Raw genomic sequence first — 11,711 nt, forward strand, 5'->3', positions numbered from 1 at the left:
CGATGAAGCTGACTGTGTTGGTGGCGGTGGCTGTGTTGGCTAAGCTGATAGCCGAGAAGGTGACTATACCTGTAGCGGGATCGTAGACACCTCCGTTGGAGGGAATTACTCCTGTTAAATTCGGAAGGATGGTGTCGGTAACGGTGACGTTTTCGGCTGTGCTTGGGCCGTTATTGACTGTCGAAATTGTGTAAGTAACTCTTTCACCCGGTGCTGCTGCTGCAGTCCCACTTTTGGTGGTAACTAGGTCGGCACTAGGTGTCAGAGGTGTGGTGAATGTAGCTTCGTTGTTGCCCGGAGTGGGGTCAGGGGTAGCTGAGGTACTTCTGGCGGTGTTGGTGACGCTGCCGGATGGGGGTGCGATGAAGCTGACTGTGTTGGTGGCGGTGGCTGTGTTGGCTAAGCTGATAGCCGAGAAGGTGACTATACCTGTAGCGGGATCGTAGACACCGCCGTTGGAGGCGATTACTCCTGTTAAGCCGGGAACGATGGTGTCGGTAATGGTGACGTTTTCGGCTGTGCTTGGGCCGTTGTTGACTGTCGAAATTGTGTAAGTAACTCTTTCACCTGGTGCTGCTGCGGTAGTCCCGCTTTTGGTGGTAACTAGGTCGGCACTAGCAGCAACAATTGTAGTTGAGACTTGAGAGATGGGTTGGGAACTATTGTTGTTAGCTAGATTGGGGTCGAAAGTGCTGGATGTGCTATAGGCACTGTTAGTTAAGGCAGCGCCGACTGTTGCCGGAACTCTTGCGGTGATGGTACGGGTTTCGCTAGCACCGAAAGCCAGAGTCGGAATCGCCGGCCAGATGACCGTCCTCGTTGTGGGATTGAAACTACCGCCGTTGTCAGTGCTGACGAAAGTTAAGCCCTCTGGGAGCGGATCTTGAATCAGGACGCTTTCGGCGCTGTTTGGCCCGTTATTTGTGGAGGTAATTGTATAGGTAATGGTGCTATTGGGTATGGCATAGAGCGGGCCTTTTTTAACAATAGAAACGTCGGCTCGGAGTGCAGGATCATCTATACTTTGGACGATGACATTGTTAACTTCGTGAATGTTTGTGTTTCCCCCTGTCGAAGCAGCAAACCCAAATTTAAAAGTACGTGGCACTGCTCCGTTTACGGTTGCCAAATTTGGTATGTCGATCAGTGTTTCGCCCGCATCAAATGTGCCGTTGCTGTTCAAGTCGAAGGCAACTGTAAGACGGTTAGGAAATGTTTGTGAATTCGCCGGGAATAATGTAACTTGAACGGTTCTTTTAGCTTCAGCGCGAATGCTTGTACCTTGATTATCTATGCCACCGGGAACGACTCTGCTAGTTAAAAAATTATAAGATGTGCTTTCGCTGCCTCTAAGTCCTACTGCATCAGGTAGCGGCCCTCCCGGCGCAGCCGGATTTGTATTTACACGCCCTCCCACTCCTGTTTGACTAGCAGAATAATTGCCAAACTCGTCTAATCCGACACCTAAATAACCTCCTGAAATACCAAGTGAAGCGGGGCTATTATTATTCTGAGCATAGCCGAGAGAGCCACCATAGCCTCCCGCTTCTGTTGGCGTAGCTGTTCCGTCAATGAGGAAAAAACTAATGCCATCGGCACCAAGGGGGGTATTATCCCCTGGTGGTCGTTGTGGAAAAAGGACAGTACCTCTGTTATAGGCAAAGTAATCAAAGGTAACTCTCAGACCCTCAGTGGCCGAGATGGGGTTGTTGTAGATTACAAAAGCTGCTTGTTGAAAGGCGTTTGATGTTAATCTCAAAGTACCTTGTCCCTCTAGATCGCCAGTCCCTAAAGCAGGAATAACACCGCTGGTGTTGGCTGTACTACCTGCGGTTAAGCCTGGGTTAGCTGAAAGGGTGTTGCCAACTCCATATATCCAAGGCCCGATTACTGTTGAATTTTTAAATTCTTCAGCAGCTAAGGTAGCCAGGACTGATGTGTAGCTTTCTAGGACTTTTTTTTCAAAGGCTAATTCGGTATTTATTAGTCCTGTAGTAATTTCTAATTTCCAGTCGCCACCTAATGCTGCACTCCCTGTTAAATTATTGGAAGCGGCAATATTTGCCCCGGTTAATTCGCCGAGTTTTTGTATGAATTTAAGGCCGGATTCGCCGGCTGCTATGTTACAGCCGTAAAGTAGAATGCTGCCGGATTCGCTAAGGGCTTTTCCCCACTGCTGCAATTGGTGGCTGTAGGTTTCTAGATTATCAATATTAAGTTCTGTTGAGCCGATTTCTACTGCTGCTTCTCGGCCGTGAGAAACTATGTGCAGGCTGGTGATGCTGCTGCGCTGACCCAAAATTTCCGTGATTTGCTCGATCGCCCTCCTGGTTTGATTGAGTACAAATACTTCCGTTCCAGCTTTAATACCACCGATCAATTGTTCGTAGTTTTCTACTCGGGAGTCAACAATCACTAGAGATTTTTTCGCTTCACGCCCTGCTTTAGAGCTTGCTTGTTTAAAAAAAAAGTTTTTTTTAGTGGCAATATTCGTAGATTTAGGTATTTTTACGGCAGAAAAATTCGGCAGATGGGAGATCATTTTCATTATTCCCTGATTTAGTTATTTGTTTTAGCCTACCCACATTGATAATATTCCATAAACACAAAAATATAAATTTTCGATGAATTATTTTTATACAAATAATTTAATACTTACGTGTTTTTTTGAGATTTTAGGAAAGAATTGGACGAGGACTGCTGCGGGCGATCGCGGGTCGCTAGGACGACAAATCACCCCAACTCCTAGGCAAGCGTTTTCTGGATTTGACTGCCCCACTCAGTTCTTTTTATGGGAGAAGAGGCCATGCCAGAAGATGGAGATTTCGATCGCCAATTACTTACGCATTGCTGGAAAAAGGCAGTGATTCCGGTAACGCGAGGCTTCTCAGTACGGTTGTAAGTAGGATTTTTTGTTGAATCTTCACCGTAAATCAACTTAAAAAGGTGGTTTCCGAGAATTGGAAAATTTTTAATTTTCGATTCGATTTACTACTGTTGGCCATTGACATCGCCGCCAAATTTACTTATCTTGAAGCCATATCAAAAAAATATCAGAAATGCCACTAAAACATACAAAAATTAACATCGCGTCAGGCAAGTTAACACGAGCTAGGAGTTGACAAGTTGCACTAATCTATGATTTTAATTTTCGGGTATCCGCAGCCAAAAGTGGTGAAGCGATCGCAGGATTTTAGAATTGAACGCGAGATTAGGCCAAAAAATTATTTCAAATACTAGGGTGAGGTGGTTTGTGCTGCGTGCGTATCCTAGGGGAGAGGCGGAAAAATAGAGGGTGGCGCGATCGCACTTTTTCCGACTGCGCCACCCCCAATTCCGCACTTTTTAAACGTTAGTTAATATCGAGTTCCCGCACTAAAAAAGCCCATTCATCTGCCAATTCTTCAATGATTTTCGCAGTGGGTTTGCCGGCACCGTGTCCTGCTTTGGTCTCAATGCGAATTAACACCGGTTTTTCTCCCGCGTGGGTTTCTTGCAAAGCCGAAGCAAACTTGAAACTGTGGGCCGGAACTACTCGATCGTCGTGATCGGCAGTTGTAATCATTGTCGCCGGATAAGCCGTTCCCGGTTTGAGGTTGTGCAGGGGAGAATAGCCGCGAATTGTGGAAAATTCTTCGGGATTTTCCGGCGAACCGTATTCAGAAGTCCAAGCCCAACCAATGGTAAATTTGTGGAAGCGCAACATATCCATGACGCCGACTGCCGGCAGTGCTGCACCGAACAATTCCGGCCGCTGAGTCATGCAAGCTCCCACTAATAAACCGCCGTTGCTGCCACCTGCGATCGCCAATTTAGCCGGTTTGGTGTACTTGTTTTCGATCAACCATTCAGCGGCACTGATAAAGTCGTCAAACACGTTTTGCTTGTTCAACTTTGTGCCTGCTTGGTGCCATGATTCGCCGTACTCGCCCCCTCCCCGCAAACAGGCGATCGCATAAACTCCGCCCATCTCCAACCACACCACATTGCTAACAGAAAAACTCGGAGTTAGCGAGATGCCAAAACCACCGTAGCCGTAAAGGTAGGTGGGGTTATTTCCATCCAACTGCAAGCCTTTCTTGTGGGTGATAAACATGGGTACTTGCGTACCGTCTTGGCTCGGGTAAAATACTTGTTTTGTTTCGTAATCCTCGGGCTTAAAATCTACTTTTGGTTGCCGATAAATCGTACTTTCATCTGTCACCATATTGTAGTGGTAGATGATGTTAGGTGCAGTGAAACTGGTGTAAGCATAAAAAGTTTCGGTGTCGTGCCGCTTGCCGCCAAATCCTCCCGCCGAACCTATTCCGGGCAAGGCAACTTCTCGCACGAAAGAGCCGTCTAAGTTGAAGATTTTAATCTGGGTGTAGGCGTCTTTCAAGTAGGAAGCGACAAATTGATTGTTCAGGAGACCAATGCCTTCGAGAGTTTCTGCTGCTTCGGGGATAATTTCTGTGAATCCCCCCTGAATCCCTCCTTTGCAGGGGGATTCAGAGGCGGTTTCATCACCAGCGAGGGATGAAGGAGGTGGGTTGTTGGTGTCGATCGCAATTATGCGGCCCAGCGGTGCATTCAAGTCTGTTTGAAACCAGAAAAGAGAACCGTCATTGTCGATGAAACTGTACTCAGCCTCGAATTCGCTAATTAGTTCTACAACGGTTGATTCCGGCGCCGTTAAATCCTTGTAGAAAATCAAGTTTTTCGTTTCCGTTCCCTGCCAAACAGATATAATTAAGTAACGACCATCTTCGGTGACGCCGCCGCTAAATCCCCACTCTTTCTGGTCTAATCGCTCGTAGATTAATACGTCTTCACATTGCGGCGTGCCGATCTGGTGGTAAAACAGTTTTTGGTAATAGTTAACGTCTTCTAGTTTGGTTTTTTCGTTGGGTTCGTCGTAGCGGCTGTAAAAAAAGCCTTTACCGTCGTGAGTCCAGGATGCTCCTGAAAATTTAATCCACTTTAAATGGTCTGATAAATCTTCGCCAGTTGCCACATCGCGGACTTTCCATTCCTGCCAGTCGGAACCGGAATGTGACAAACCGTAGGCCATGTATTTGCCGTCTTCGCTGATAGCTACCCCACCCAAAGCAACAGTTCCGTCTTCTGAGAGAGTGTTGGGGTCAATTAATACTTTGGGTTCGCCGTCGAGGGATGTCAAAGTGTAGAGTACGGATTGATTTTGCAGGCCGTCATTCTTGTAGTAGAAATAGCGATCTCCTTCTTTGAAAGGTATGCCGTATTTCTCGTAATCCCAAAGTTGAGTCAGGCGCTGTTTAATTTTTTCCCGGGCAGGAATTTCGTTGAGGTAGGCAAAAGTAACTGCGTTTTGGGCTTCCACCCAAGCTTGGGTTTCCTCAGAGTCGGGATTTTCCAGCCACCTGTAGGGGTCAGGTACTTTGACGCCGTGGTAGTCGTCTGTTTGGTCGATTTTGCGGGTTGTGGGGTAGGTGAAAGGTCGATCGAATTTAGCCATGATTTTTCACTATCGGTAACTTAGTTTAGTGTAGCCTTATTATCTGTTGTTAGTCCGCTGTTAGTTCGCGCAGGCAGACTTCGTTTGCGTAGGATAGGTTTCAGCCGCCGAATAATATTGAATAACTAATCCAATTCCCTCCTTCCTTCCAAAGCGCGAGCCAATGTAACTTCATCGGCATATTCCAAATCTCCCCCCATCGGTAAACCAAAAGCTATGCGCGTCACTAGGGTAAAAGGTTTTAATAAGTGACCGATATAAAGAGTAGTAGTTTCGCCTTCCACGCTGGGACTAATAGCAATAATTACTTCCTTAATCTTTTGCTGGCTGACGCGCCGGACTAATGGTTGAATGTTCAATTGTTCCGGGCCAATTCCATCCATCGGCGAGATAACGCCGCCAACAACGTGATATTTGCCCATATATTCCCGCGTTTTTTCTAAAGCGATTACGTCGCGGGATTCTGACACTACACAAATGGTATGACTGTCGCGGTTGGTATTGCGGCAAATTTCGCAAACAGGGTCAGCAGATAAGTGAAAGCATACTTGACAGAAACCTACTTGCTGTTTGGCATCAATCAAAGATTTAGCTAGGGCTTGCACTTCTTCTTCCGGTCGCTTCAAAATATGTAAAGCTAAACGCTGGGCTGTTTTTGGGCCGACTCCGGGCAAGCGCTGCAATTGTTCGATTAAACGAGCTAAAGGTCGAGTGTACATTAAAAATTGGCGGTAATTGGTAATATCATTTCTGGTTGATTCGCGATCGTATAATTTGCGCGATGTAGGGGCGGGTTTTACCAACCATCTATGTTGAAAACTAAGTATATCATAAACCAGCCCCGCCCATACACTGATGACTATTGACTAATTTACCCTCCACTAATTTTAGCTTTATAGCCTAACTTTGTGATGATTTCTAGCAGCTTTTGCTTGTGTTCGCCTTGAATTTCGATTTCATTTTCCTTGACAGTGCCGCCAGTACCGCATTGGGCTTTTAGCTGTTTGGCTAGAGTTGCTAAAGTTTCGGGTTTTCCCTGAAAGCCGCTGATAACTGTAACTGTTTTGCCACCGCGTCCTTTTCGGGATGCTTCGATTTTGAGGTTTTGTTGATTTGGGGGGACTTCTTGTATTCCTCGTTCTAGGGCGGCGGAGTTGTCAACATTGCCAAATTCGGAGTAAACAATTCGTTTTCCTGATTGGTTATTGGAATTGGAGTTTTTGGGCTTTGATGTACTCATAGTAGTTTGGTGTTTGGAGTTAAGCTGGGTAGCCGATGAGTCCGGCAGTCCGGCAGTGGTTGAAACCCCCGCCTCATAGCGAAAGTCCTCGACCGAGGACTGTAGGATGTGTTTGAGAATGGTTGATTTAGATGAGTTTTCAGGGAAGATAATCTATGAGATTTACAGTTTGTTTTGCAGAGATTGTACTTGATATTAGCAGTCAGTTTTAACTGACTTTAGCTATGAGACAGGTAATTCATTCCCTGGCGGGCTTAAGGACGATCGCACATTTCCCGGTTTTGATTGAATTATATCGTTTAAGGGTGTTTTTGGAGGATTTAACCGCAGAGGGCGCTGATGGCGCTGAGGAAGAGATGAGAAGGATGGATAATTCCGATCTTAAGGGATTTGATTTGAGCGGGAAATTTAATTTTATCTACAATAGTGGACGCAGTGCGACCAAAGAAATCGGGTTTTGTACCTTATCTGCGCGCTGCAACGAAATATTCTCGTAAAAACCCGGTTTCTGACCACCCTTGCGTAAATCCTAATCTCGTAAGTGCGATCGGATGCAAGCGTAAAAAACCCGACTTCTTCAAGGAGTCGGGTTTCTAAGTTTTTCATGTTTCCATTCAATTAGTTTCCCCAACGAGTGGGGAGTCGGTTCTTCACGAGAGACAATTCTTGCGAATACCTTGAATCGTTTCCATTCAATTAGTTTCCCTAACGAGTGGGGAGCGCCAATTGTCTCAGCACTGGCTGAGTACAAGAAAGAGTTTCCATTCAATTAGTTTCCCCAACGAGTGGGGAGGCTTCCACAATAAACCCCATACAGCGCAACGTGTCCAAAGGCAATTTGCGATCGCTCCCAAAAATGTCTGTACAAATAGCCTCTTACCCCCAATAAAAATCGCTGAAACCCTTACAGGACAATAAATTGAAGGCTAAAACCAACTTCAGCCATCTCAGCGATTTCTTGCAGCCCTCGCGATCGCACCCGATCGCCCACAGCCCCATCGACTCGATATAATGAAATCTGTCCCATTATTCGCACAAAGTTCGTGACAGTCACACCCCTGCATCTCACCACCGAAACCAGCGCCCAACGCCCCGACTCCCTCGGCAGATTCGGCAAATTCGGCGGCAAATACGTCCCCGAAACCCTGATGCCGGCTTTATTTGAACTAGAAGCCGCTTTCCACAAATACAGCAGCGAACCGGAATTTCAACAGCAACTCCAACAATTGCTCAAAGATTATGTCGGCCGCCCCAGCCCTTTGTATTTCGCGGAACGCCTCACCGAGCACTACGCTAAAGCAGACGGAACTGGCCCGCAAATTTACCTCAAACGCGAAGATTTAAATCACACCGGAGCTCACAAAATCAACAACGCTTTAGCTCAAGCATTGCTCGCAAAACGCATGGGCAAAAAGCGGGTAATTGCTGAAACGGGTGCCGGCCAACACGGCGTTGCTACCGCCACAGTTTGCGCTCGTTTCGGTATAGAATGCGTTGTCTACATGGGCGTTCACGACATGGAAAGACAGGCTTTAAATGTGTTTAGAATGCGCTTGATGGGAGCCGAAGTGCGGCCGGTGGCGGCGGGTACGGGAACGCTGAAAGATGCTACTTCCGAAGCGATTCGCGATTGGGTGACAAATGTGGAGACAACTCATTACATTCTCGGTTCGGTAGCGGGCCCGCATCCTTACCCGATGATGGTGCGCGATTTCCATGCGATAATCGGTCAAGAAACCCGCGCTCAGTGTCAGGAAAAGTGGGCTGGTTTGCCGGATATTTTATTAGCTTGCGTCGGCGGCGGTTCTAATGCAATGGGTCTTTTTCACGAGTTTGTCGGGGAAGAAACTGTCAGATTGATTGGTATTGAAGCGGCAGGCGAAGGTGTGGAGACGGAGAAACACGCTGCTACTTTGACTAAAGGAAGTGTGGGAGTTCTGCACGGGGCGATGAGTTATTTGCTGCAAGATAATGAAGGTCAAGTGATTGAGCCGCATTCGATTAGTGCGGGTTTGGATTATCCGGGCGTGGGGCCGGAACACAGTTATTTGAAGGATGCGGGCAGAGCTGAATATTATAGCGTAACTGATGCAGAAGCGCTGGGAGCATTTCAGCGACTTTCGCAGTTGGAGGGGATTATTCCGGCTTTGGAAACTGCTCACGCGATCGCCTATTTAGAGACTCTCTGCCCGCAGCTAACAGGCAATCCCCGCATTGTGCTTAACTGTTCGGGACGCGGCGACAAAGACGTGAACACTGTAGCGAAGGTTCTGAATATCTAAGTTAGCGGAATGTGGGGCGATCGCTCTGTAGGAATCGGTAACAATTAACTTTATTTCTCGTTTGATTTCATGTCCAAAGGTTTGATGTTGATGTGCTTGGGATTGTTGACAATCCTGCCTAAGTGTGACACGTTTATTCCGGTGCGATCGCTGCCACAAACTCCCATGAATACTAATGTTGCTTCGAGTGCTATTACTGACTTAGAAAAAGCGGTTAACCAACAGATAAATCAATACCGAGCATCTAAAAAGTTGCCGCCGCTGAGTATCGATCCGCGAATCACTCAGATAGCAAGAATTCACAGCCAAAATATGGCTAACGGTAAAGTACGTTTCAGCCACGATGGATTTGAAGGCCGGGCGAAGGCAATTACTATTCCTTATCAAAGCGTAGCTGAAAACGTTGCTTACAATTTCGGCTTCAGCGACCCGGTACGCAATGCTGTTGAGGGTTGGATTAAAAGTGAGGGCCACCGCAAGAATATGGAAGGTCAGTTTAATGTGACCGGTATTGGGGTTGCAAAAAATGCCAAAGGCGAGTATTATTTTACTCAGCTTTTTGTTCGCAGCAGGTAAGCTGAAGGAAGAAGGAAGAAGGAAAAACGAAGAAGGAAGAGGGAAGAAGGAAGAAGGAAGAAGCCAGTCAACAGTCAACAGTCAACAGTCAACAGTTACCAATAATGGAATTTCCAGATTTTCAAGTGTGCGATCGTGATATTCCCGATTCTCTCTTATCTTATTATTTGACTGCTCCGGCCATCGCCGTTGATACGGAAACAATGGGTTTGCTACCGTGGCGCGATCGCTTGTGTTTGGTTCAGTTGTGCGATCCGCAAGGTAAAGTTGCGGCGGTGCGGATTGCCAAAAGCCAGACTGCGGCGCCGAATTTAAAAAAGCTAATGGAAGTTGAAAATATTGAGAAGGTATTTCACTTTGCGCGCTTCGATATGGCAACAATGCGTTACAATTTAAGTATTGACATTGCACCTGTTTTCTGCACAAAAATAGCGAGCAAACTTGCGAGAACTTACACCCACAAACACGGACTTAAAGATTTAATCCAAGAATTGGAAAAAGTAGAACTCAACAAAACTTCTCAAAGTTCTGACTGGGGAAATTCCGAGCATCTTTCATACGACCAACTCAGCTACGCTGCTAACGATGTCCGCTATTTGCTGAGCGCTAAACAAAAGTTGACTGCTATGTTGCAGCGAGAAGAACGCTGGGAAATTGCACAGCAATGTTTTCAGTGTTTGCCAGTTTTTGTGAGTTTGGATTTATTGCAGTACAACAATGTTTTCGAGCACGGCTAATACCATTTTAGATTTTAGATTTTAGATTTTAGATTGGGAATGACTGATGACTACCAGGGTTTAGAGCACTGGAATACAGTTTCATTTTTTTTTTGAACTGGTATAATATTCTGTCACCTCGCAGAACTGCCATCAAATTGGTTTGTAGTGAAGACTTGAGTTATCATAAAACTCGCTCGGACTTGAGTCCTCACTACAAACGTAATTATTATTATTTGACCGGACTTGATGTGAGTTAAAGAAAATTCAAAACAGCGATATATGGTTGATTAGGGCTGCTCGGGATTGTGTTCGTGCAGCAAAGCTTCAATTTGGTCGTCAACATTTCTAACCACCTGTTCCAAAGCGGGCAACCCCTCTAAAGGCACAGGAGAAAGCCGAGTTCGATCGCGAATTTGATTCACTTTCCGCTGCAATTCTTCGGCCAGCCGCAGTGCGTCCCGACTCAAAGTAGACAACTGCTGCTGCTGGTAAAACCTCAAAGCTGCCCCCCGCAAAACTTGCAGGGTTGCTTCTTCCTTGCCGCCCACCGTCATTACCCGCAAGCGCAACAGCAAATGAGTGTTTTGATATATGCGCTCAACTTCGACTTGTTTGGGCTGTTCCACCGGGCAAACAGGCATATCTGTCAGCCGCTTCAACTCGTCGATGACCTCTTGGAACAGGACGATATCGATACCTTCGAGCATCGATTTCAAAACGCCGTCTTGACTCCAAAGAATGCGACCTTGCGACTGGTGCCGCTCAAAAAACAGGCGGCCGATACCCTCTCGCAGCACTCTACCGAGCAATTCTTGCAGCAGTTGGGGCGCGGGCAAAGTTGCCAAAACTTCCACTTGGCTTGACAAGTGCAAGGCCTCGACATTCAAAACCGATAGCTGTGTCGGTGTCGGGCGAACCTCAGCGCCAGCAGGTTTAAACCGCTCAGGAGCGGGCATCGAGGGTTCTGGCACAGACAGCAGCATTTCTGCATTGGGGCCTGAAGTTGCGGATGCGGGATTTTTGGGTGTTGGGGCTGCTGCGGTTTCTGTCTGGCTGGGTTCTCTGAGCTGGCTCCCGTGGAGCAAGTAAGCTGAGAGCATAGAGCGCTGAGTTTCCGAGGCAATTGGCTCTGTTGTGACTGAGCAATTCATGTAAGCTAAAATCCGCTGCACGTAATCCAAGGCGGAATCATCTTGGGCATCAACTACGCCCAGTTTAAAGAGATTACCTTCTAGAGATAAAGGCAAAACTTGATAGTAAAGGCAAGCTTCAAAGGGGACAACTGTGTCGATTAGGTGAAAGATTCGATCGGAGTCCATTGTAGCTGCCGAGTCTGTTGAAGATGTATGTACCATTAGCTGCTATGTAGTTGGAAGCGCGATCGAGCGCGACGCACCAACCTGATGCGATAAATTTAA

The 11,711-nt window shown here is 46.8% G+C and carries 11 protein-coding genes; 5 read left to right on the forward strand and 6 right to left on the reverse strand.

Annotation, left to right across the window (positions count from 1 at the left end):
- The 4 genes from E5S67_RS12655 to E5S67_RS12670 form a co-directional block, all read right to left on the reverse strand.
- Positions 1 to 2,416: DUF4347 domain-containing protein (locus tag E5S67_RS12655; protein WP_172187647.1), on the reverse strand; the 2,416-nt coding region annotated here is incomplete at its 3' end.
- A gap of 936 nt (positions 2,417 to 3,352) precedes the next feature.
- Positions 3,353 to 5,476 carry a prolyl oligopeptidase family serine peptidase gene (locus E5S67_RS12660; protein ID WP_172187649.1) on the reverse strand — a complete coding sequence of 708 codons (2,124 nt, stop codon included), beginning with the start codon at positions 5,474 to 5,476 and terminating at the stop codon, positions 3,353 to 3,355.
- A 125-nt stretch (positions 5,477 to 5,601) separates the two neighbouring features.
- Entirely contained in the window at positions 5,602 to 6,195 is a 594-nt protein-coding gene (gene recR, locus E5S67_RS12665; RefSeq protein ID WP_172187730.1) for a recombination mediator RecR, read from the reverse strand.
- Positions 6,196 to 6,347: 152 nt separating this feature from the next.
- The gene (locus E5S67_RS12670; protein WP_172187651.1) at positions 6,348 to 6,716 is read right to left on the reverse strand and encodes a translation initiation factor; all 369 of its coding nucleotides are present in this window, start codon (positions 6,714 to 6,716) and stop codon (positions 6,348 to 6,350) included.
- A gap of 224 nt (positions 6,717 to 6,940) precedes the next feature.
- Between E5S67_RS12670 and E5S67_RS12675 the strand changes: the two genes are divergently transcribed.
- A complete protein-coding gene (locus E5S67_RS12675) occupies positions 6,941 to 7,213 on the forward strand; it encodes a hypothetical protein (RefSeq protein ID WP_172187653.1) in 273 nt (90 codons plus the stop codon).
- A 407-nt stretch (positions 7,214 to 7,620) separates the two neighbouring features.
- On the opposite strand, the gene E5S67_RS34010 is transcribed toward E5S67_RS12675, so the two are convergent.
- Entirely contained in the window at positions 7,621 to 7,743 is a 123-nt protein-coding gene (locus E5S67_RS34010) for a hypothetical protein (RefSeq protein ID WP_281363536.1), read from the reverse strand.
- Between the two features lie 16 nt (positions 7,744 to 7,759).
- On the opposite strand from E5S67_RS34010, the gene trpB reads away from it, so the two are divergent.
- The 4 genes from trpB (at position 7,760) to E5S67_RS12700 (ending at position 10,311) form a co-directional block, all read left to right on the forward strand.
- Positions 7,760 to 8,998: a tryptophan synthase subunit beta gene (trpB, locus tag E5S67_RS12685; RefSeq protein WP_172187657.1), complete on the forward strand. Its 1,239-nt coding sequence runs from the start codon at positions 7,760 to 7,762 to the stop codon at positions 8,996 to 8,998.
- Positions 8,999 to 9,067: 69 nt separating this feature from the next.
- Positions 9,068 to 9,574, forward strand: a complete 507-nt coding sequence (locus E5S67_RS12690; RefSeq protein ID WP_172187659.1) for a CAP domain-containing protein — start codon at positions 9,068 to 9,070, stop codon at positions 9,572 to 9,574.
- On the forward strand, positions 9,558 to 9,713 hold the full coding sequence (locus tag E5S67_RS12695) for a hypothetical protein (protein ID WP_172187661.1): 156 nt from the start codon (positions 9,558 to 9,560) through the stop codon (positions 9,711 to 9,713). The genes E5S67_RS12690 and E5S67_RS12695 overlap by 17 nt, the downstream gene beginning before the upstream one ends.
- Positions 9,679 to 10,311 (forward strand): ribonuclease D, encoded by a 633-nt coding sequence (locus tag E5S67_RS12700; protein WP_172187663.1) that lies wholly within the window; start codon positions 9,679 to 9,681, stop codon positions 10,309 to 10,311. The genes E5S67_RS12695 and E5S67_RS12700 overlap by 35 nt, the downstream gene beginning before the upstream one ends.
- A 269-nt stretch (positions 10,312 to 10,580) precedes the next feature.
- Here the strand turns inward: E5S67_RS12700 and E5S67_RS12705 are convergent, their stop codons facing one another.
- A complete protein-coding gene (locus E5S67_RS12705) occupies positions 10,581 to 11,648 on the reverse strand; it encodes a hypothetical protein (protein WP_172187665.1) in 1,068 nt (355 codons plus the stop codon).
- Positions 11,649 to 11,711: the final 63 nt, after the last annotated feature.

The sequence above is a fragment of the Microcoleus asticus IPMA8 genome (genome assembly GCF_013179805.1).
GTDB classification, from domain to species: Bacteria; Cyanobacteriota; Cyanobacteriia; order Cyanobacteriales; family Microcoleaceae; genus Microcoleus; species Microcoleus asticus.

What these genes read in the sequence shown, in the direction of transcription:
- recR (WP_172187730.1), bottom strand. Translation starts at nt 6,195, where the DNA reads ATGTACACTCGACCTTTAGCTCGTTTAATCGAACAATTGCAGCGCTTG.
- E5S67_RS12675 (WP_172187653.1), top strand. Translation starts at nt 6,941, where the DNA reads ATGAGACAGGTAATTCATTCCCTGGCGGGCTTAAGGACGATCGCACAT.
- E5S67_RS12700 (WP_172187663.1), top strand. Translation starts at nt 9,679, where the DNA reads ATGGAATTTCCAGATTTTCAAGTGTGCGATCGTGATATTCCCGATTCT.
- E5S67_RS12705 (WP_172187665.1), bottom strand. Translation starts at nt 11,648, where the DNA reads ATGGTACATACATCTTCAACAGACTCGGCAGCTACAATGGACTCCGAT.
- E5S67_RS12670 (WP_172187651.1), bottom strand. Translation starts at nt 6,716, where the DNA reads ATGAGTACATCAAAGCCCAAAAACTCCAATTCCAATAACCAATCAGGA.
- E5S67_RS12690 (WP_172187659.1), top strand. Translation starts at nt 9,068, where the DNA reads ATGTCCAAAGGTTTGATGTTGATGTGCTTGGGATTGTTGACAATCCTG.
- E5S67_RS34010 (WP_281363536.1), bottom strand. Translation starts at nt 7,743, where the DNA reads ATGGGACAGATTTCATTATATCGAGTCGATGGGGCTGTGGGCGATCGG.
- E5S67_RS12660 (WP_172187649.1), bottom strand. Translation starts at nt 5,476, where the DNA reads ATGGCTAAATTCGATCGACCTTTCACCTACCCCACAACCCGCAAAATC.